Genomic DNA, 20,828 nt, shown 5'->3' with positions numbered 1-20,828 from the left:
AAGGACTGACAATGACCGACCGGCCCGAAAACAAGGATGCCGCCAACAGCATGTGGGGCGGGCGCTTTGCCGCCGGGCCCGACGCGATCATGGAGGCGATCAACGCCTCGATCGGTTTCGACCGGCGGCTCTACGCCCAGGATATCCGGGGCAGCCGGGCCCACGCCGCGATGCTCGCCGCGCAAGGCATCATCAGCGATAGCGATGCAAGCGCGATCGGGGAAGGCCTGCTCACGGTCTTGTCAGAGATCGAGGCCGGGGATTTTCCGTTCCAGACTGCGCTGGAAGACATCCACATGAATGTCGAGGCCCGGCTGAAGGAGATCATCGGGGAACCAGCGGGCCGCTTGCATACAGGCCGGTCGCGCAATGACCAGGTGGCGACCGATTTCCGGCTGTGGGTGCGCGACCAGTGCGACGCGGCCATCGCGGGGCTGGATGCGCTGATCCGCGCCGCTTTGTCGCAGGCCGAGGCGGGGGCGGATTGGGTCATGCCGGGCTTCACCCATCTGCAGACCGCGCAGCCGGTGACATGGGGGCATCACATGATGGCCTATGTCGAGATGTTCGGCCGCGACCTGTCGCGCTTCCGGGACGCCCGCCGCCGGATGAACGAATCACCCCTTGGCGCTGCGGCACTGGCCGGGACCGGGTATCCCATCGACCGCGAGGCCACGGCGGTTGCGCTTGGCTTCGACCGGCCCATGGCCAACAGCCTCGATGCCGTCAGCGACCGGGATTTCGCGCTGGAATTCCTGTCGGCGGCCTCGATCTGCGCGGTGCATCTGTCGCGGTTGTCGGAGGAACTGGTGATCTGGTCCTCGGCCCAGTTCCGATTCGTGTCGATGTCGGACAAATGGTCCACCGGCTCAAGCATCATGCCTCAGAAGCGCAATCCCGACGCGGCAGAGTTGATCCGCGCCAAGATCGGCCGGATCCTGGGCGCGACGGTGGCGCTGTTCACGGTGATGAAGGGACTGCCCTTGGCCTATTCCAAGGACATGCAGGAGGACAAGGAGCAGGTCTTCGACGCCGCCGATCACCTGATGCTGGCGCTGGCCGCGATGGCGGGGATGCTGTCGGATCTGAGCGCCAATCGCGAGAACATGGAGGCGGCGGCATCAAGCGGCTTCTCGACCGCGACTGACCTTGCCGATTGGCTGGTGCGCGAGGCGGGATTGCCCTTCCGCGATGCGCATCATGTTACCGGCTCGCTCGTCGCGCTGGCCGAGAAGAAGGGCTGCGATCTGGACGAGTTGTCCCTGACCGAGATGCAATCGGTCAATCCGGCGATAAATCAGTCGGTCTATTCCGTTCTTGGTGTTCACAATTCCGTCGCCTCGCGGCAAAGCTATGGCGGGACTGCCCCCGATCAGGTTCGCGCGCAGATCGCGCGCTGGAAGGAGATACTTGCATGAGATTCCTGGCATTGTTCGCGATACTCGCCGTGACCGCCTGCGGCGTCGATGGTCCGCCCGAACGACCGGCGGCGCAGAAGCCGGGCGTGTCGATCTCCGGGCATGCGACGGTCGGAGCCGTCACCGAGCTCTGATGGATCACTTCAACTACCATGACGGCGCGCTGCATGCCGAAGAGGTGCCGCTGTCGCGCATTGCGGCAGAGGTCGGCACCCCGGTCTATGTCTATTCGGCGGCGACCCTGACCCGGCATTTCGGGCTGTTCCGGCAGGCGCTGGACTGGACCGAGCATCTGGTCTGTTTCGCGGTCAAGGCGAATTCGAACCTCGCCGTGCTCAAGTTGATGGGCGATATGGGCGCCGGAATGGATGTCGTCTCGGGTGGCGAATACGCGCGGGCGCGTGCGGCGGGCGTGCCGGGGGATCGGATCGTCTTCTCGGGTGTCGGCAAGACCCTGGCCGAGATGCGGCAGGCCATCGAGGGCGGCATCCGCCAGTTCAATATCGAGAGCGAGCCAGAGATGCGGGCGCTGTCGGAACTGGCCGCCTCGATGGGGGCCGAGGTTCCGGTGGCGATTCGGGTGAACCCGGATGTGGATGCCAAGACGCATGAAAAGATCGCCACGGGCAAATCCGAGAACAAGTTCGGCATCCCCATCGCCCGCGCGCGCGAGGTCTATGCCGAGGCGGCGCGCCTGCCGGGGCTGCGCGTGGTCGGCGTGGATGTGCATATCGGCAGCCAGCTGACCGACCTGGAACCCTACCGGCTGGCCTATGGCAAGGTTGCGGAACTGACCCACGCATTGCGGGCCGACGGCCATTCCATCACCCGGCTGGACCTGGGTGGGGGATTGGGGATCCCCTATCGCCGCGACAACAACGCCCCACCCCTGCCGATCGAATATGGTCAGGTCATCCGCGACACCGTGGGCGATCTGGGCTGCGAGATCGAGATCGAGCCGGGCCGCAACATCGTCGGAAACGCCGGGATCCTGCTGACTTCGGTGATCTGGCTGAAAGAGGGCGAGGGCCGCGATTTCCTGATCGTGGATGCCGCGATGAACGATTTGTTGCGCCCGTCCATGTATGGCGCCCATCACGACATAGTGCCGGTGACCGAGCCCGTCCCGGGGGCCGATGTCAGGACATTCGACGTCGTCGGGCCGGTCTGCGAATCGGGCGACACGTTCCAGAAGGGCGCGCAACTGCCCGGGCTGGCGGCGGGCGATCTGGTCGCGTTCCGCTCTGCCGGGGCTTATGGCGCGGTGATGGCGTCGGAATACAATTCCCGGCCGCTGGTGCCCGAGGTTCTGGTCCGCGGCGATCAATTCGCCGTCATCAGGGCAAGACCGACATTTGAGGAAATGCTGGCGCGCGATACCATCCCGGAATGGCTTTGACGCGGCGCAGGGAACGGATGTCACGGCCGGGGGCGCCGCCCCCGGACCCCCGAGGTATTTCTACAAAGAAGAAGAACCGGGTTTTCCTTGCCCTGCGACTGACCCGTTGGGGCATGCTCTGGGAACGTGCCGCGCGGGCTTTCTGGCCGCTGGCCGGGCTGCTGGCCTGCCTGTTCGCGGCATTCGCTCTGGGAGGGGTCGGCGCGGTGCCCCCCACCATTCTGCCTTGGCTGGCGGGAGGGGCACTGGCCGCCTTGCTGACTGCGGCGATCCGGGGCGGGCTACGCTATCGCCGGGTGCGGGAGGCCGAAGCGGTCGAGCGGTTGGACCGAACCTTGTCTGGGCGACCCCTGACGGCATTGCGGGACCGGGCTGCGATTGGTGGCGAGGGGGCACTCTGGCAGGCGCATCTGGCGCAGATGGAGGCGGAGGCAGCTCGGGCGCGGGCGGTGCGGCCCGACGCGGATCTCGCGCGGCGTGATCCGTTCGCCCTGCGGCTGGCCGCGATGGTCGCGCTGGTCATGGCCTTGCTTTTCGGCGGTGCCGCACAGATGGGGCAGGGGGTCTCGGCCATCGCGGCAACGATCAGCCGGACATCCCCCGGTGCGGAGGAGGTAGCGCGCGGCCCTGGATGGGAGGGGTGGGCAGAGCCACCGGCATATACCCGCCGCCCGACGATCTATCTCAATGCATTGCACGAGGGTGAAGTGCTGGAGTTGCCGAAAGGCAGCAACGTGACGTTCCGGCTGTATGGCGAGACAACTGAACTGGCACAGGATATCGGGCCGGAGCAGAGCGGGGATCCGCGTGCGCCGGAATTCCGGGCCGAACGGTCGGGCGCGATCGAGATTGCCGGGCGCCGCTTTGAGGTAACCGTGCTGCCGGATTTGCCGCCCGTCATCCGGGCCGGATCGGCGGCGACACGCCGTGCCGACGGGCGTATGGTGCAGCCTTTCGAAGCCGAGGACGATCACGGCGTCGTTTCGGCCGAGGCTCGCATCGATCTCGATCTGTCCAGGATTGCCCGGAGGTTCGGGCTGACGGTCGAGCCGGAACCGCGGGAGGCCCTGTCGCTTGATCTTCCCTTGCCGCGATCGGGCGATCGCAGCGCTCTGCGCGGGCAGTTGGTTCAGGACCTGTCGCGTCATCCCTGGGCGAACATGCCTGTTAATCTCACCCTGCGGGCAATCGACGGAATCGAGCAGGAGGGACAGGCGGCACCAAAGCTGATGGTGTTGCCCGGGCGGAGATTCTTTGATCCACTCGCTGCCGCGTTGATCGAGCTGCGCCGTGACCTGCTGTGGTCGCGCGAGAATGCCGGGCGGAGCGCCGAGATCCTGCGCGCGGTCACATGGCGGCCGCAGGGCTTCGTTGAAGAGCCGCTATACCGGCAATTGCAAGAGGCGGTGGGGGTTTTGGAATCCGGCTCGCTGAGCGAGGAGGCGCGCGACAAGCTGGCCGAGGCGCTGTGGAAGGCGGCGGTGCTGGTCGAGGATGGCGGGCTGGCCGATGCCCTTGAGCGGATGAAGCAGGCACAGGAAAAGCTGTCGGAGGCGATTCGCAATGGTGCCAGCCCCGACGAAATCCAGCGGTTGATGAACGAGTTGAAAGAGGCCACCGACGCCTACACGCGAATGCTGGCGGAACAGGGCAAGGAGGATCCGTCCGAACGTTTCACCCGGGACCAGCCGCGGCAGGAGATTACCGGCGACCAGATCCAGCAAATGATGGATGAGATCCAGCGGCTGATGAACGAGGGCCGGATGGCCGAGGCCCAGCAACTGCTGGAACAGTTCAACCGTATGATGGAAAACCTGCAGGTCACTCAGGGTCAGGGCGGTCAAGGCCGTCAGGGCAGCGGCGAGGGGAACCAGTCGATGAATGGCCTTGCCGATACCCTGCGCGAGCAGCAGCGCCTGTCGGATGAAGCCTTCCGCGAGATGCAGGAACAGTTCGGGGAAGGGCAACTGGGCCAGGCCCCCGAGAGTGCCGAGGAACTGGCGCGGCGCCAGCGCGAGTTGCGGGAGGAATTGGGCCAGCAGCGGGGCCTGCTGCCCGGTCAGGGTTCCGAACAGGGCGACGATGCCGGGCGGCGGCTGGACGATGCCGGGCGTGCCATGGAGGATGCCGAGCAGGCCCTGCGCGACGGAGATCTGGGCGGGGCATTGCAGCGGCAGGCCGATGCGATCCAGTCCATGCGCGAGGGGATGCGGGCGCTTGGCGATATGCTGGGGCAGGGCGAACAACGCCGGGCGGGCGATGATCGCGAGGGGCAACAGGAGTCGGATCAGCCATCAGGCCCGTCCGGCGATCAGCAACGGCAGACCGGATCGGCGGAACCTCGTGAAGGTCGTCCGGTGCTGGACCCGCTGGGGCGGCAGCAGCCCGGGAACGGCAACGTGATCACTTCCAGCGATCCCCTAGCCGGGGGGATAGATCCCGCGGCACGGGCACGCGACCTGCTGGATGAAATTCGCCGCCGCAGTGGCGAACGCGGGCGGCCGCAGGACGAGCGAGACTATTTGGGACGGCTGCTGGACCGGTTCTGATCCGTGACCGGCGCTCCGATCGGGCAGCCGGAAACCTCAGTCGCCCCCGGTCAGTGCCGAGCCTTGTTGGCGCAGCCACTGGCGCCCGGCATCGACATGCTGGCGGTATTGCGTCAACTGCTTGCCGAAAGCCCCGTTATCCGACATTCCCGGCGCGAGGATATAAAGCGCCAGCGCGGCTGCCGCGATACCCGCTGCCAGTCCGAAACCGGCGAAATAGCCGCTGCGCCCCTTGCGGGACGGCTGTGCGGCGCTGGTTTGCGCTGCTGCCGGCATGTCGGTCTCGGGTCGGGTTTCAACAGGAGCAGGGCGGGGATTCGCCTCGGCGGGAAGCGGCAGAATCGATGCCACCTGCGCCTCCGGCGTGCTGTCGGCTGTCGGCAGGCTGTGGGGCAGGTCGCGAATATCAGGTGTCGCCCCGGGATCGGTCACCGTCGTCGCAGGCCAGTCCGGATCGGAAGACCCGGATGAATTCTGTGTGATGTTCTCTCCTCGCCGGGCGCGCCGCTCGAATTCCACTTCCTCTCGCAGGATGCTGAGGACGTTATCGGGGAGGCGGCGCTGCAGCGGTGGAATGTCGGCGGGAGCGGGTGAACGGCTTTCATCGCCATTCGCCGAGGCACCCGATTCGGAAGCCGAATGCCGCACCACGGCAGGCTTTCCCGCCATGTCGGCGGATCCCGCTGAGGGGGCCAGGGCCAACCAGGAATGACCGCAGGCGGTGCATTCCACCTCTCGCCCGGTTTCGGGGATCGCCTCTTTGGGCAAGCGGTATTCGGTTCCGCATTTCGGACAACCCAGCTTTATTTCACCCATGCCACCCTCTCGCATTCGCCGTTGCGCTGTTCTATCAAGCGCGGAGCCGGCTTCCAAGCGGAAGGCCGAGGGACAGCAATGGGAGAATGCGCTTGATCGAGATGCAGGATGTGAGCTTCGGCTATCGCGCCGGCTCCGAACTGTTGTCGGGGATGACGCTAAGCTTGCAGCCGGGCATGTTCCATTTCCTGACCGGCCCATCGGGATCGGGCAAGACCACGCTGCTGCGGCTGTGCTATGCGGATCTCTTGCCGAATACCGGGAGACTGAGTGTTTTCGGCCAGGATGTGGTCGGCCTTTCACGCGACGGTATCGCCATGCTGCGCCGCCGTGTGGGCGTCGTGCATCAGGATACGCAGTTCCTGGATCACTTGCCGGTGGCCGAGAATGTCGCCTTGCCGTTGAGCGTCTCGGGACAGGTGGTCGATATGGCCGCGATGCGTGACCTGCTGGGTTGGGTCCAGCTTGCGCAACATGCCCGTGCGCTGCCGCCGTCGCTGTCAGGAGGGGAACGGCAGAGGGCGGCACTGGCGCGGGCGGTGATCCTGTCGCCGGATGTGGTGCTGGCCGATGAGCCGACGGGAAATCTTGATTGGGACATGTCGATGCGGCTGATGCAATTGCTGATCGAGTTGAATAAGACGGGCAAGACCGTGCTGGTCGCGACCCATGACCTGAACCTGATCCGCGCGGTGAAGGCGCAGGTTTCGGCGCGGGTTTTGCGAATCGCGGGCGGCACGCTGCAACTGGCGGGGGCGGACCTGTGAAGCGGGGCGAGTTCCGGACGCTGAGTATCAGGGCATTGTGGCAGGGCCTGGTCGGGCGCGATGGCGGGGTGGGAAACCGCATCGTGCCACCCACGGGATTCACGGCGCAACTGACTCTGTTTTCGGCCGCCGCCATGGCGTTCCTGGCGGTTTTCGCACTGGCATTGGCCTTGGCGACCGGGCGGCTGGCCGAGCGCTGGTCGTCAGAGCTGGCTCAATCGGTGACGGTTCGGGTCAGCGCCCCGGATGGAGATCAGGAGGTGCTGACCCAATCCGTCATGCAGATTCTGCAGACGACACCGGGGGTCGGTCAACCCCGGCTGTTGCCCGATGAAGAGGTCGCGGAGCTGCTGACGCCATGGTTCGGCCCGGATATGCCGATCGATGCCCTGCCGGTGCCCAACCTGATCGAACTGCCTATCGCCGGTCCGGATTTCGATTCCGAAGGGCTGCGGCTGCGGCTGGAGGCCGAGGCTCCGGGCGCGATCCTGGATGATCATACGCAGTGGCGGCGACCGCTGGTTTCGGCTGCGAAACGTTTGCGGGCCCTGGGGGTGATCTCGCTTGCACTGATCGCGGCGGCTTCGGCGGCGATGATTACCCTTGCCGCCAAGGCGGCGCTGGCCGCGAACGGACAGGTGATCCAGGTGCTGAGGCTGATCGGCGCGCGCGACATCACCATCGCCATTGCCTTCGTGCGCCGTTTTACCCATCGTGCAGCCATCGGTGCTGGGGCCGGAACCCTGCTGGGCATGGGTGCCATGGCATTACTGCCCGACATGAATGCTGCGGGGGGCTTTCTGACCGGCCTCGGTTTTCATGGCTGGGGCTGGCTGATGCCGTTGCTGATCCCCGTCGTGGCTGCCGTCGTGGGGTTCTTTGCGACCAAATGGGCGGCGCTGAAGATGCTGGAGTCGGTGCGATGAGCCGCGCGGCCTCATCCGGGCCGGGGCCCCTGGGGCCGATGCAATACCTGCAGAATGCGTTGTTCTATCTGCATGTGGGTATTGCAACCCTGCTGATGGGGCTGGCCGGAATCCCCGAGGTCATGCGCCATGGGCGGGCAGGGGCGAACCGGGTGGCGACGCGCTGGATCGGCTATGTCCTTTGGGCGGCGCGGATACATATGGGTGTCACCTGCGAATTGCGGGGCACGCCGCCGACCGGCGATTGCATCGTCGCTGCCAAGCACCAGTGTTTCCTCGATATACTGGCTCTTGCCCACGCCTTGCCCGAACGTAATTTCATCATGAAGCGCGAGGTGATGCGGGTGCCGGTGATGGGCTGGTATGCCTACAAGGTGGGCTGCATCCCCATTGACCGGGCGCGGGGGCACGACGCGATGCGCGCTATCGGCGAAACGATCAACAAGCGGTTGACGGGCGAGGGGCTTGGGCAGTTGATCATCTATCCCGAGGGCACGCGGACGCGTCCGGGCGAGCGGCGGAGCTACAAGCATGGTGTCGGCACGATCCGCAATGCGACCGGCCTGCCTGTCGTGCCTGCTGCGGTGAATGCCGGGCTGTTCTGGCCACGCAAGGGCTGGGGGGTGCGGCCGGGGCGCGCGGTGATCGAGTTCCTGCCGGTCATGGGGGCGGAACTGCCGGCAGAGACATTCATGGCGGAATTGTCGACGCGGATTGAGGACAATTCCGACCGGTTGATGGCAGAGGCGGGGTTCGTGCATGAACTGGCTCAAAGAGACTGATCTGACCGGGATTTACGGCGCCCCCGGCCCGGCGTCGACGCGCAAGGTGGCCGACCGGCTGACCCCGGATTACGCGCGCTTCATCGCGGCGGCACGGTTTTGCGTCCTGGCGACGGTGGGACCCGAGGGGACCGATGCCAGTCCCCGTGGTGATGATGGGCCGGTGGCGCGGGCGCTGGACGAACGGCACCTGGCGATTCCCGATTGGCGGGGCAATGACCGGATCGATTCGATCCGCAATATTGTTCGTGACGGGCGGGTCAGCCTGATGTTCCTGGTACGCGGTTCGGGCAATGCGATCAGGGTCAACGGGACGGCGCGGCTGACCGATGATGCCGAATTGCGGCAAAGCTTCGAGCACCGGGGCAAACTGCCTCGCACTGTGATCGTGGTGCAGGTGGCCGAGATATATTTCCAATGCGCACGGGCGGTGATCCGCGCGGCGTTGTGGGAAGGCGGGGACGATAGCGGCGGTCTGCCGACGCCGGGGCAAATCCTTGCGAACATGACCGAAGGCGAAGTCGGCGGCGCCTCCTATGACGCCGAATGGCCGCAACGGGCCGCCAGGACCATGTGGTAGGCCGCGCCGAAGCGCGGCCCGCCGGATTATCTCAACTCGTAATATTTCGGGACATGGGGCCGTTCTGGCGGAAGGCCGATGTCGCGCCGCAGATGCGGGCTGAGATGATAGGGGTCGGGCGGCCTCGCCCGCCTTTTCCGTGGCATCAGGAGCGCCCGGATGGTGGCCCATAAGACCGGCATCGCGCCATAGCGATGGATCAGGCGTTCGATGGTGGGCCGCGGCGTCAGCACGCGTGCGGGAAGTTGCGCAATCATTGCGGTCTCCATAATCACCCATGCCGGGGCATGGGATGCAAGTGGTTGGTTGTGTTGAGAAAAGACATGATGGAACGCCGCGCGAAACGCGGTGGATCAGATCATGTCAGCTTGGAAACTGCCCCTGCGGGACGGATTATCCTTGTCGGTTCAGCGACAGGGAATCCATCACGAGAAAGGCGTGTGCGATGCAAGGTTCAGTCATGCAGGCCCCTCCTCTCTCGGCTTGAACAATGGGCAGGGCTAATGACTGCCGCAGCAAAGGGAAGACGGCAAGACTTCAAGGCGTGATCGCCGGGAAAGAGCAAAAACTGTTGCCATAATGTCGCAGCCGGGGATTCCGTGACCCGCGACAGGCGCTTATCCCGCTCTGCCTCCAGAAGGGGAGAGCCCTGTCTCAGGCCAGTGATTTCGAGCCCATCGACAGAAATTTCTGGCGGCGATCCCTGATCAGATCGGCGGGTTTCTTGCCAGACAAATCCTTCAGCATCTCTGCGATTCCCTCGCCGACCGCCCTGATCGCGTCTTGTGGCCTGCGCTGTGCCCCGCCCAGGGGCTCGGCGATGATGCGGTCGATCACTTCGAGCTTCTTCAAATCTTGCGCGGTCAGGCGCAGGGCGGTGGCGGCGTCGCGCATCTTGTCGGAATCCTTCCACAGAATCGAAGCGCAGCCCTCGGGCGATATCACTGAATAGATCGAATGCTCCAACATGGCGATACGGTTGGCCGTCGCGAATGCCACGGCCCCGCCAGAGCCGCCCTCTCCAATGATCACGCTGACCAGCGGCACGCCGATCTCCAGGCATTTCTGGGTGCAGCGGGCGATGGCCTCGGACTGGCCGCGTTCCTCGGCACCCTTCCCGGGATAGGCGCCGGGCGTGTCGACGATAGTGATCACGGGCAAGCCGAAACGGTGCGCCATGTCCATCAGGCGAATCGCCTTGCGATACCCCTCGGGGCGGGCCATGCCGAAATTATGGTCGATCCGGGATTTGGTATCATGCCCCTTTTCATGGCCGATCACCACGCAGGGCGCGTCGTTGAAGCGCGCGAGCCCGCCCATCACGGCGTGGTCGTCGCCAAAGGCGCGGTCGCCCGCCAGCGGCGTGAACTCCGAGAACAACTCATCGATATAGTTGCGGCAATGCGGCCGGTCGGGATGGCGCGCGACCTGCGTTTTCCGCCAGGGATCAAGATTCTTGTAAAGGTCCTTCAAAAGATCGCCGGCCTTCTTGTCCAGCGCGGCTGCCTCTTTTTCGACATCGACTGCGTCTTCGGATTTCCGGGCCATGGCGCGAAGTTCTTCGGCCTTGCCTTCGACATCGGCCAACGGTTTTTCGAAGTCCAGATAGACCATACGCGAGATGCTCCGGGCTTGTTCGCTTTGCGCCCCTATATGCTTGTCCGTCGAGGGGATTGCAATGTGGGTCGCTTCACGGCCTGATCTCGACCTCGGTGCCGATGGCGGTGGCGGCGAAAAGTTCGGCAATCTCGGCGTTCGAAATGGCGATGCAGCCCGCCGTCCAGTCTCCGGGCAAAAGAATTCCGCGCGGCAACTGGTTCGGCTGGCCGTGGATGAAGATGTCGCCGCCGGGATCGATGCCTTCGGCGGCGGCGCGGGCGCGGTCCTCAGGTTTGGGATAGTCTATGCCGAGCGACAGGTGATAGGCACTGGCTTCATTGCGGCGATCGATGCGGAAAATGCCCTCGGGGGTCTTGCCGTCGCCCTGCTGGCGCTTGTCGCCATCGGGAGCGAAGCCAAGGGCGATGCGATAGGTTTTCAGCGCTGCGCCATCCCGGTAGGCAATCATCCGGCGGGCGGATTTCTCGATCAGGATACGGTCTACCGGTCCGGTCAGCGTGGCTTGATCGGGCGCGGGGCGATTCGGCGGGACGGGGCGTTGCGGAAGCAGCGCGACCCAGAGGGCGCAGATCAGCACCACCAGCGTCAGGGCCGAGAAGAGCCGGGCAAGCAGGTTCATTGCAGGTCGGAAAAGGCCTCCCGAAGCCGTTTCACCGCCTCGGTCACACGGGCGCGGGGGGTGGCGATGTTGAAACGCAGGAAGCTGTCGCCGCCCCTGCCGAAGCTTGTGCCGTGATTGACGGCGATGCGGGCGGTCTTTTCGACGCGGGCGGTGAACTCGGCGGTGCTCATCCCGGTGCCGGAGAAATCGACCCATGACAGGTAGGTCGCCTGCAGCGGCATCGAGCGCAGGCCGGGAATGGCGTTCACACCCTCGTCGAAGAGGCGGCGGTTGCCGTCGAGATATTCGACCAGTGCATCGACCCATGCCGCGCCCTCGGGGGAATAGGCGGCCGCGACCATGTCCATGCCGAACAGGCCGGGGGAGACACCGCGCGCCATCAGCGCACCCTTGAATTTCGCGCGAAGGTCGTCATCGGCGATGATCGCGTTGCCGATATGGGCGCCGGCGATGTTGAATGTCTTGGTGGCGGCGGTCAGTGTCACCAGCCGGTCGCGGATATCCGGCACGGTATTGGCGATCATGCGGTGGCGCTGGCCGGGCATGAGCAGGTCGCAATGGATGTCGTCCGAGACCAGGATCAGCTCGTGGCGGGTGCAGAAATCGGCCACCTCGCGCAGCTCCTCCTCGGTCCAGACGCGGCCGCCGGGATTATGTGGCGAGCACAGGATCAGCAGCCGCTCGCCGCCTGTCAGCATGGTTTCCCATTGCGACCAGTCCATGCGGTATTGGCCATCCTCGATGGCCAGCGGCAGCTCGATCAACTCGCGCCCGCTGGCACGGATGACACGTCCGAAGGCGTGATAGACCGGGCTCATTACGATCACCCCGTCGCCGGGGTTCGTATAGGCGTCCAGCGCCATCGCCACGCCATTGACCAGCCCGGCGCAGGTCAGGATCCATTCGCGCTCGATCTGCCAGCCATGCCGGTTCGCCATCCACCATTGGATGGCGTCGAGATAAGGGGCGTTCGCGCCGGGATAGCCATAGATTCCATGCGCCGCCGTTGCCTCGACGGCGCGCTGGACAGCGGCGGGGGGGCGGAAATCCATGTCGGCCACCCACATCGCCAGCCCGCCCTGGCCCGGCGAGACGCCATAAGCACCCTCCATGTCGTCCCATTTCGAGCAATGTGTGCCGATGCGATCGATCACCTCGTCGAAATCGGGCTGGGTCATGGCGGGCTCCCTCGTTTTCGCGTTTCGTCATATGCATACGCTGCTTGTTGCGTAAGGTGAAGCCATCGCCTAAATCGCAGATATGAGCATTAGACCGATCCTGATCCATCCCGATCCGCGCCTGAAAAAACTGGCGGAGCCCATCGCAAGCGTCACGCCCGAGATCGAGGCGCTGGCCGATGACATGCTGGCGACGATGTATGACGCGCCGGGGGTCGGCCTGGCCGGGCCGCAGGTGGGCGTGCTCAAGCGGATTTTCGTGATGGATGCGAATCGCGATCCGGAGGCGGAGCGTCAGCCGATGGTGCTGATCAATCCCGAGGTGACATGGTCATCGGAAGAGGCTAACACCCATGAGGAAGGCTGCCTGTCCATCCCCGAGCAATATGCAGAGGTGACCCGTCCCGCACAGGTGAAGATGCGCTGGCTGGGGCTGGACGGAAAGACGCATGAGCAGGAGTTCGACGGGCTCTGGGCGACCTGCGCGCAGCATGAACTGGATCATCTCAACGGGGTGCTGTTCATCGATCATCTTTCGGCGATCAGGCGGCAGATGATCACCCGCAAGATGGTCAAACTGAAGCGCGAGATGGCGCGTGGCTGAGGCTTGGGGCCGGGAATGACGGTCCGCCCCTTCCTGCCCTATGCCGACCGCCGGCTGCATATCCCCGCCGACCCGGTCGAGGCGGTGACCGAGACCGTGCGGATGATCTGGGACGACATGATCGACACGATGGAGGCGATGCCGGGCGTGGGATTGGCCGCGCCGCAGATCGGCATCATGCTGCGGCTGGCGGTGGTGGATGCGTCAGAGTCGCGGGGGCAGGTCGTGCGGATGGCCAATCCTGAATTGCTGCATGTCAGCGTGAAGCTGCGCAGCCACGAGGAGGCCAGCCCGAACCTGCCCGGCGTGTCGGCGCGAATCGAGAGGCCGCGTGCGGTGACGGTGCGGTTCCTGAACATGGACGGAGAGATCGAGGAGCGCGATTTCGTCGGGCTCTGGGCGACCAGCGTGCAGCATCAGATCGATCATCTCGACGGGCGGATGTATGTCGATCACCTGTCGCCGCTGCGGCGCAAGATGCTGGTGCAGAAATCCGCCAAGCTGGCGCGGCGGGCATAGCAGGACAGAGGGGCTTCATCCCGTCGTGGACGGCTCATTCGAGCCGATGGCGTCACCCGCTGGCGGTCTTGCCGCATATTCGCCGGATCAACTCGCTTCCAATACGCTTCGGCAAGCAAAAAGCCCGCGCCGATGACGCGGGCTTTGCCTGTCACGTTACGCCGCTCAGGCTCCGATCTTGCCGCCACCTTGCTTGGTGATCGCCACGACCGAGGGGCGCACCGGCATCGCGTCGTCGAAATCCGGCCAGCGGGTGGACAGGTCCTCGTAATAGGACGGCCGCCCGAACTCTTCCCAATCCTCGCCACCGTCAGCCGGGTGCTGCACCGCCACGAAGAAGGTGGTCAGGTCCGGGGTCGGGCAGGGGCCGCACATCTCGCCCCCGACCGGCACGCGATAGAACAGCCGCGAGGTCCCGCGCGCGGCACCCTCGGTATCCATTGCCCAAAGCCCGTCCGTGCGTCCGGTATCCGAAGGCGAGTTGCCATCGGTCGTCACCCAGAGCCGCCCGTCGCTGTCGATGGCGCAGTTGTCCGGCATGCCGAACCAGCCATCCTCGGTCGTCGCGGTCGAGAAAGTCGCCCCGACATCGGCAATCGCCGGATCACCGCATTGCACCAGGATCTCCCAGGTGCCCCTGGTCGCGGTCAGGTCGCCGCCATCCTCGGTGATCTCGATGATATGGCCGAAGGCGTTCTCCACGCGCGGATTGGCGGCATTGGCCTCTTCGCGCTTGGTGTTGTTGGTCAGCATGACATAGGCGCGGCCCTTCTCGGCATCCGGTTCTATATCTTCGGGGCGGTCCATCGGCGTGGCTTCCAGCAGGTCGGCGGCGCGGCGGGTCTCGATCAGGACATCGGCCTGGGACTCGAAACCGTTCTCGGCGGTCAACGGCCCTTCGCCATGCACCAGGGGCAGCCATTCGACCGAGCCATCCTCGTCGAAACGGGCAACATAAAGCGTGCCCTCATCCAGCAGATCCATATTCGCGGCGCGATCGTCGGGATTGTATTTCCCCGCCGTCACGAATTTATAGACATAGTCGAAGCGTTCATCATCGCCCAGATAGAAGACCACGCGGCCATCCCCGGCAACGGCGCTTGCCGCGCCCTCATGCTTGAAACGGCCAAGTGCCGTCCGTTTCTTCGGTTTCGATTCCGGGTCCATCACATCGACCTCGACGATCCAGCCGAAACGGTTCGGCTCGTTCGGCTCCTTGGAGACGTCGAAGCGGTCGTGGAACCGTCCCCATTCATAGCTTTCGTCCGGAATGCCCATGCGCTCGTAATTCGTGGCCTCCGCATGGCCTTCGGGCAGGGTGCCGATGAAATAGCCGTGGATGTTTTCCTCGGCCATGATGTAGGTGCCCCAGGGCGTCACGCCGCCAGCACAGTTGTTGACGGTGCCCAGGACCTCGGTCCCGCTCGGATCGGCGCTGGTCTGCAGGCGGGCATGGCCGGCTGCGGGGCCGCTGATGGTCATCGGGGTCTTGGCGGTGATCCGGCGGTTCAGCATGCCGTCCAGCACCGGCTGCCATTTGCCGTCAGTCTTGCGGATCTCGATCACCGTGCCGCCATGCGCGGCCATCTCGATATTCACCCGGTCTTCGGTCGCCTCGCTCACGGTGATCTCGCCATCGCTGACGGTCACGATGCCGGGGAACATCAGGTGCTCGTTGGTATATTCGTGGTTGACCACCAGCAGGCCGTGATCGTCGGCTCCGTCCAGCGGGATGAATCCGACGAAATCATTGTTATAGCCGAACTGGCGCTCCTGCGCGGCCTCGGACTGGTTGGCCGGATCGAATTCCGGCGCATCGGCAAAGACCTTGTCACCCCAACGCAGCAGCACATCGGCGTCATAGCCCTCGGCGACATGGTGATCGGCATCGACACCCGCCTTGACCTCGGGGAAGTTGAAGACGGAACCCTCGACCGCGCCCTGCGCATGGGCATCACCGGCGGCCAGCAGCGCCATCGGGCTGACCGTGGCCGAAATCGCCGTGGCGGCCATCGAGCCGCGCAGGAAACCGCGGCGCGAGAACCGGGCGGCGATGATCTCGCCCATGGTGCGGTTATTGGTGGGGTTCAGGCCGGGACCGTCGGCTTCTTCAAGCTGGCTGGTCCGGAAAACATGACGGGAAGGCTCGCGATCGCTCATGGCGCTCTCCTGGCTGACGAAAAACAGGCCCGCTAGGCGGGCCGCTTGCCAGAGAGTTAGGCGGGGCGTGTAACATGATCGCAAATGTTTCGTGAAGGATTTGTGACGGCGATGGGGTTTTCGCTCTGCCTGTTTCGCTGATATCCGGGTATGTCCGCAAAGCATTATGATAGCTTTGATTTTGCGGGCTCATTTCGGGTTTGAGCCCAAGCGGTCATTCGTTATCCATCGTCCCTTATCGAGCAAGTTCCGCTGCTGCGAGCGAGGCAATTCTCAAATCCACCTCTGCCAGAGGATCGTTGTCGCCAAGAAACCACGCCGCGGACAGCCCAGTCCATGCGAGAATCCATCGAAGCAGGCGGCCGCGCTCGATATCCGCCGCCTCTGCCACTACCCTCAAGCGCCGATGGAAGCGCCCTGGTTGAGTCGCAACCGGCCGGCTTGGATCGCTCAGGTCGGGGTTGGTGAAAATATTGGCAAAGTCGAAACCGCGTTCACCGATCAGCCCATGCGGATCGATGGCAAGCCAGCCTCGATGTCCGAAATCGAGCACGTTGTCGTGATGCAGGTCACCATGGAGGACGGCTTGCTCCCCTGGATCGGCCAACAGCATTTGCGCGGTTTCAAAGCTGCGGGTCAGGATGCCACCATGTTTTGCTGCCGCTGGCCCGAGTTCCCGGAACCAGAGGGTCAGAGGAACCAGTTCCGGCAGCGGATCTGGGCGACTCCGATGCAGCCGGTTAACCGTTGTGCAAAGAATGCGGCAAGCCTCGTCATCATCACCGCCACGGGCCATATCCGCCAACGAACGCTCTCCGGTGGCACGCTCCATAAGCAGGGCGGTGCCGTCTCGGGCGAAGACCCGCGCGGCCCCCTCTCCGCTCCACCACTCCATCAGCGCCGCGCCGCGCTGCTGGTCTGGGGTGGAGGACAATTTCAACATCGCGGGCTCACCCTTCCGAAGCACCGGAAGGAGGTGCGCGGCAGGGGTGAGGATCGGTTCGCCATCGGCGACCAGGTTCCAGCGTTGCAGATACGGCCCGAACATCACATTCTTTTCCAGCTCACCGGATCAAGACAGGAGATTTGCCAAGACAGCAGCTAGGCTTTTCGCGGATGCGGCGAATGATCGTGATACCTGCGTGAAGCGCAGGCATGCTTGCCTGCAACCGGCAAATACATGCTGTTGTCCGGGCAAGATGAGCAACCGCCTACAGCCCGAGGCAATACCTTATCACCGCCTTTTGCGCGTGCAGGCGGTTCTCGGCCTCGTCCCAGATCACCGAATGGGGGCCGTCCATGACAGCGCTGGTGACTTCGTCCTCGCGATGGGCAGGCAGGCAATGCATGAACAGCGAGTCGGGCTTGGCCCGCGCCATCAGCGCCTCGTTCACCTGATAGCCACGCAACTGGTTGTGGCGGCGCTCCTTGGCGGACTGAGGGTCGTGCATGCTGACCCAGGTATCGGCAAAGACCAGATCGGCGCCCTCGACCGCCTTATGGGGGTCGCGCTCGATGGTCACGCCCACGCCCTGGGCGCGGGCATATTCAAGCGCCTCGTTCTCGGGGTCCAGAGGCGGCGGGCCGGTGAAGGTGAAATCGAAGCCGAACTGCCCGGCGGCGTGGATCACGCTGGCGCAGACATTGTTGCCATCGCCCACCCAGACCACTTTCCGGCCCCGGATCGGGCCGCGATGCTCCTCGAAGGTCATCACATCGGCCATGATCTGGCAGGGATGGGTGCGGTTGGTCAGCCCGTTGATGACCGGAACGCTGGCATATTCGGCCATCTCCTGCAGAGTCGCCTCTTCGAAGGTGCGGATCATGATCAGGTCGACATAGCGCGACAGGACCCGCGCCGTATCGGCGATGGTTTCGCCATGGCCCAGTTGCATCTCGGAGCCTGACAGCACCATAGTCTGTCCGCCCATCTGCCGCACGCCGACATCGAAGCTGACGCGGGTGCGGGTCGAGGGTTTCTCGAAGATCAGCGCGACCATGCGCCCCGCCAACGGCAATTCGTCATCGGGCATACCCCTGGGGCGGTCATTGCGGGCGGATTTCATGGCAAGCGCCTGATCGATGATCGCGCGGAGGTCATCCTTGCCGGTGGTGTGGATGTCTAGAAAATGGTTCATCTGGTGTCTTTCGGCGATTTGGGCCAGCAAGCCCGCTTGTGGCGACGGGGTCAAGGGGGCGCTGCCCCCGCCGCCGTTCCGGCGGCTCCCCCGAGGTATTTTGACAAAGAAGAAGGGGCGTCATCGCAGGCGGGTCATGATCCGCACGGACTGACCCTCGGAATCGAGGCGGACGGTATCGCCTGCGAAACCGGCCTTTTCATAGGCTCGGATGGCACGGAGATTTTCCGGGGAGGGGTCGATGACCAGTAGCGAGGTCTCGCGCAGCAGCAGATCTCCGAGCGCGCGCAGCCATGCACCGCCATGGCCCCGCCCCTCGGGCGCGCCGAAGACGTCGATGGCGATGGTATCCGGAGGCAGGCCGTGGAAATGCGGAGCGGGCCAGTGATGGGCCGGGTAGCATTGCGCGTAGCCGATGGGGGTTTCGCCATGCAGCGCAATCAGTTGCTGCATCGCGGGATTGTCCAAATCCTCGGTCAGCAGGGCCAGTTGGTAATCGGGATCCGGCCACCATTCGGCGACCAGTGGATCGCGCAGCCATTCGGCCAGCATCGGCAGGTCGTTCCGGCGCACCGGCCTGAAGTGATAATCAGGCATCGAGGCTTTCCGCCGCCTTGTCGAGCCTTGCCACCGCCTCGGCGATCTCTTCGTCCGAGATGTTCAGCGGCGGCAGCAGGCGCAGCGTGTCGTCGGCGGCAGGCACGGTCAGGATATGCTGGGCATAGCCCGCCCTGACCAGATCGGCGGGCGCGGATTTGCATTTCAGGCCCAGCATCAGCCCCTGTCCGCGCACGGAGTCGAACAGATCGGGATGGGCGGCGACCAGCCCTTCCAGTTTTTGCCGGAACAGGGCGGCCTTGCGGTTCACCTCGGCGAGGAAGGTATCATCGGCGACGATCTCCATCACCCGCGCGCCGACCGCGCAGGCCAGCGGGTTGCCACCATAGGTCGAGCCATGCGTGCCCGCGACCATCCCCGCCGCCGCCCGTTCGGTGGCCAGCACCGCGCCCAGGGGAAAGCCGCCGCCGATGCCCTTGGCCACCATCATGATATCGGGAGCGATCCCGGCATATTCATGCGCGAAGAGCCTTCCGGTCCGGCCCACGCCGCATTGCACCTCGTCCAGCACCAGCAGAGTGCCGGTCTTGTCGCAGAGTGCCCGGATCTCGCGCAGCTCCGTATCGTCGAGCGGGCGGATGCCACCCTCTCCCTGAATCGGCTCCAGCATTACTGCTGCAGTGCGATCGGTGATGGCCGCTTTCAACGCCTCGATATCACCCCAGGGCAATTGCCGGAAACCGGGCATTAGCGGGCCGAAACCCTTGACCATCTTTTCCGATCCGGCCGCCGCAATGGCCCCGGTCGAGCGGCCATGGAAGGCGCCGTCGAAGGTCAGCATCTCGATACGATCGGGATCGCCCCGGTGATCCCAGAACTTGCGCGCCATCTTGATGGCCAGTTCTGCCGCCTCGGTGCCGGAATTGGTGAAGAAGACCGTATCGGCAAAGGTTCTCTCGACCAGCAGATCGGCCAGTTTCTCCTGTTCCGGGATCTGGTAGAGATTCGAGACATGCCAGATCCGTCCCGCCTGCTCGGTCAGCGCCGCCACCAGGTCGGGATTGGCGTGCCCCAGCACATTCACCGCGATTCCGGCGCCAAGGTCGAGATATCGAGTCCCGTCCGTTGCGATGGCCCAGCTTCCTTCCCCCCGCTCGAATGCAAGAGGGGCACGGTTATAGGTCGGCAGAACATGCGAAATCATGGCGGATTCCCCGGATGGCATGACAGATTTTATGAAGGGCAGGCGTGATCGGACGGTGACGAAGCGTCAACGTCGGGAGCGGGCAAAACTGGCGGTCCATGCGATCATGGCATCGCCAATAGCGTGCTTTTGCCGGTCTTGCAATCACGGTTTCATCCGATAGCCCGATTTCAGCCAGCGCCAGCACAGATACAGCACCGCCGCCGCCGCCAACAGACAGATCAGCAGCCCGCGCAATGGCGATGCGTCGCTGACGCCGGTCACGCCAAAGCGCGCGCCGTCGATCAGATAGAAGACCGGGTTCCAGTGCGACAGGCTGCGGAAGGGTTCGGGCAGCGCCTCGACCGAGTAGAAGGTGCCTGACAGGAAGGACAGCGGGGTGATGACGAAATTGGTGATCGCCGCCATCTGGTCGAATTTCTGCGCCATGATCCCGGCGAGAATGCCAAGCCCACCCAGCAGTATTGCTGCCAGAAATACGAATGTCACCGCCCAGAGTGGATGCGCGATTCCCGCCCCGGTCACCAGCGTCATGCCCGTGCCGATCACGATGGCGACCAGTGCCGCCCGGGCGACGGAGCCGGCCAGGTAGCCGGTCAGCAATTCGCCCGCCGACAAGGGCGGCATCAATGTGTCCACGATATTGCCTTGCACCTTGGCCGCCGTGATCGAAGAGGAGGTATTGGCGAAAGCATTTTGGATCACTGTCATCATCAGGATGCCGGGACCGAGGAATTGCAGGTAGGGCAGCCCCATGACCTCGCCCCGGCCCCGGCCAAGGGCGAGGGCGAAGACCAGCACGAACAACCCCGCCGTCATCAGCGGCGCAAAGACCGTCTGCTGCCAGACCGCCAGAAAGCGCATCACCTCGCGTGTGGCGAGTGTGCGCAGCCCCAGCCAGTTGACCCGGCCGAATCTGCGCACACCCATGGCGATTTGGGTCTCTGACATCGATCCGCTCATGCTGCTGTCCTTGAATTCCTGTCGC

General features: G+C 64.4%; 21 protein-coding genes. 10 read left to right on the top strand and 11 right to left on the bottom strand.

What is annotated here, in order from left to right:
* The first annotated feature begins 11 nt into the window (after window positions 1-11).
* Genes argH through C9E81_RS14100 form a run of 4 tightly spaced genes read left to right on the top strand, consistent with a single transcriptional unit; the run spans window position 12 to window position 5,366 of the window.
* The gene (gene argH / locus C9E81_RS14110) at window positions 12-1,418 is read left to right on the top strand and encodes an argininosuccinate lyase (RefSeq protein ID WP_122113001.1); all 1,407 of its coding nucleotides are present in this window, start codon (window positions 12-14) and stop codon (window positions 1,416-1,418) included.
* Window positions 1,415-1,552, top strand: coding sequence for a hypothetical protein (locus C9E81_RS22915; protein WP_166461918.1), 138 nt, complete (start codon window positions 1,415-1,417; stop codon window positions 1,550-1,552). The genes argH and C9E81_RS22915 overlap by 4 nt, the downstream gene beginning before the upstream one ends.
* Window positions 1,552-2,817 (top strand): diaminopimelate decarboxylase, encoded by a 1,266-nt coding sequence (lysA, locus tag C9E81_RS14105; protein WP_122113000.1) that lies wholly within the window; start codon window positions 1,552-1,554, stop codon window positions 2,815-2,817. Before C9E81_RS22915 ends, lysA begins: the two co-directional genes overlap by 1 nt.
* 17 nt (window positions 2,818-2,834) lie before the next feature.
* Window positions 2,835-5,366 carry a DUF4175 domain-containing protein gene (locus C9E81_RS14100; protein WP_243698661.1) on the top strand — a complete coding sequence of 844 codons (2,532 nt, stop codon included), beginning with the start codon at window positions 2,835-2,837 and terminating at the stop codon, window positions 5,364-5,366.
* A 36-nt stretch (window positions 5,367-5,402) separates the two neighbouring features.
* Here C9E81_RS14100 and C9E81_RS14095 read toward each other — a convergent pair whose 3' ends face one another.
* Entirely contained in the window at window positions 5,403-6,182 is a 780-nt protein-coding gene (locus C9E81_RS14095) for a zinc-ribbon domain-containing protein (protein WP_166461917.1), read from the bottom strand.
* Window positions 6,183-6,274: 92 nt separating this feature from the next.
* Here C9E81_RS14095 and C9E81_RS14090 point away from each other — a divergent pair, with 92 nt between their 5' ends.
* The 4 genes from C9E81_RS14090 to C9E81_RS14075 are packed head-to-tail and all read left to right on the top strand — an operon-like array spanning window position 6,275 to window position 9,237.
* Window positions 6,275-6,949, top strand: a complete 675-nt coding sequence (locus C9E81_RS14090) for a cell division ATP-binding protein FtsE (RefSeq protein ID WP_122113167.1) — start codon at window positions 6,275-6,277, stop codon at window positions 6,947-6,949.
* A 20-nt stretch (window positions 6,950-6,969) separates the two neighbouring features.
* Window positions 6,970-7,875, top strand: a complete 906-nt coding sequence (locus C9E81_RS14085; protein ID WP_208021188.1) for a cell division protein FtsX — start codon at window positions 6,970-6,972, stop codon at window positions 7,873-7,875.
* Window positions 7,872-8,657: a lysophospholipid acyltransferase family protein gene (locus C9E81_RS14080; RefSeq protein WP_243698660.1), complete on the top strand. Its 786-nt coding sequence runs from the start codon at window positions 7,872-7,874 to the stop codon at window positions 8,655-8,657. The genes C9E81_RS14085 and C9E81_RS14080 overlap by 4 nt, the downstream gene beginning before the upstream one ends.
* Entirely contained in the window at window positions 8,635-9,237 is a 603-nt protein-coding gene (locus tag C9E81_RS14075) for a pyridoxamine 5'-phosphate oxidase family protein (protein WP_122112997.1), read from the top strand. Before C9E81_RS14080 ends, C9E81_RS14075 begins: the two co-directional genes overlap by 23 nt.
* 26 nt (window positions 9,238-9,263) lie before the next feature.
* On the opposite strand, the gene C9E81_RS14070 is transcribed toward C9E81_RS14075, so the two are convergent.
* From C9E81_RS14070 to C9E81_RS14055, 4 genes are all read right to left on the bottom strand, one after another.
* On the bottom strand, window positions 9,264-9,494 hold the full coding sequence (locus C9E81_RS14070; protein WP_122112996.1) for a hypothetical protein: 231 nt from the start codon (window positions 9,492-9,494) through the stop codon (window positions 9,264-9,266).
* A 397-nt stretch (window positions 9,495-9,891) separates the two neighbouring features.
* Entirely contained in the window at window positions 9,892-10,851 is a 960-nt protein-coding gene (locus C9E81_RS14065; RefSeq protein ID WP_122112995.1) for an acetyl-CoA carboxylase carboxyltransferase subunit alpha, read from the bottom strand.
* A 76-nt stretch (window positions 10,852-10,927) separates the two neighbouring features.
* Window positions 10,928-11,476 carry a L,D-transpeptidase family protein gene (locus C9E81_RS14060; protein ID WP_122112994.1) on the bottom strand — a complete coding sequence of 183 codons (549 nt, stop codon included), beginning with the start codon at window positions 11,474-11,476 and terminating at the stop codon, window positions 10,928-10,930.
* Window positions 11,473-12,657 (bottom strand): MalY/PatB family protein, encoded by a 1,185-nt coding sequence (locus C9E81_RS14055; protein WP_122112993.1) that lies wholly within the window; start codon window positions 12,655-12,657, stop codon window positions 11,473-11,475. The genes C9E81_RS14060 and C9E81_RS14055 overlap by 4 nt, the downstream gene beginning before the upstream one ends.
* An 82-nt stretch (window positions 12,658-12,739) precedes the next feature.
* On the opposite strand from C9E81_RS14055, the gene def (C9E81_RS14050) reads away from it, so the two are divergent.
* Entirely contained in the window at window positions 12,740-13,261 is a 522-nt protein-coding gene (gene def, locus C9E81_RS14050) for a peptide deformylase (protein WP_122112992.1), read from the top strand.
* A 15-nt stretch (window positions 13,262-13,276) separates the two neighbouring features.
* Window positions 13,277-13,780: a peptide deformylase gene (gene def / locus C9E81_RS14045; RefSeq protein WP_122112991.1), complete on the top strand. Its 504-nt coding sequence runs from the start codon at window positions 13,277-13,279 to the stop codon at window positions 13,778-13,780.
* A 165-nt stretch (window positions 13,781-13,945) separates the two neighbouring features.
* On the opposite strand, the gene C9E81_RS14040 is transcribed toward def (C9E81_RS14045), so the two are convergent.
* From C9E81_RS14040 to C9E81_RS14015, 6 genes are all read right to left on the bottom strand, one after another.
* Window positions 13,946-15,940 (bottom strand): PhoX family protein, encoded by a 1,995-nt coding sequence (locus C9E81_RS14040; protein WP_122112990.1) that lies wholly within the window; start codon window positions 15,938-15,940, stop codon window positions 13,946-13,948.
* 235 nt (window positions 15,941-16,175) lie between these two features.
* Window positions 16,176-16,988: an aminoglycoside phosphotransferase family protein gene (locus C9E81_RS14035; protein WP_122112989.1), complete on the bottom strand. Its 813-nt coding sequence runs from the start codon at window positions 16,986-16,988 to the stop codon at window positions 16,176-16,178.
* A gap of 163 nt (window positions 16,989-17,151) precedes the next feature.
* Entirely contained in the window at window positions 17,152-18,078 is a 927-nt protein-coding gene (argF, locus tag C9E81_RS14030) for an ornithine carbamoyltransferase (protein WP_122112988.1), read from the bottom strand.
* A 120-nt stretch (window positions 18,079-18,198) separates the two neighbouring features.
* Window positions 18,199-18,675: a GNAT family N-acetyltransferase gene (locus tag C9E81_RS14025; RefSeq protein ID WP_122112987.1), complete on the bottom strand. Its 477-nt coding sequence runs from the start codon at window positions 18,673-18,675 to the stop codon at window positions 18,199-18,201.
* Window positions 18,668-19,840 (bottom strand): aspartate aminotransferase family protein, encoded by a 1,173-nt coding sequence (locus tag C9E81_RS14020; RefSeq protein ID WP_122112986.1) that lies wholly within the window; start codon window positions 19,838-19,840, stop codon window positions 18,668-18,670. The genes C9E81_RS14025 and C9E81_RS14020 overlap by 8 nt, the downstream gene beginning before the upstream one ends.
* A gap of 144 nt (window positions 19,841-19,984) precedes the next feature.
* The gene (locus tag C9E81_RS14015; RefSeq protein ID WP_243698659.1) at window positions 19,985-20,791 is read right to left on the bottom strand and encodes an ABC transporter permease; all 807 of its coding nucleotides are present in this window, start codon (window positions 20,789-20,791) and stop codon (window positions 19,985-19,987) included.
* Window positions 20,792-20,828 lie beyond the last annotated feature (37 nt).

The organism is Paracoccus alkanivorans, assembly GCF_003697785.1.
GTDB classification, from domain to species: Bacteria; Pseudomonadota; Alphaproteobacteria; order Rhodobacterales; family Rhodobacteraceae; genus Paracoccus; species Paracoccus alkanivorans.
This window is presented reverse-complemented; position numbering and strand designations above follow the sequence as displayed.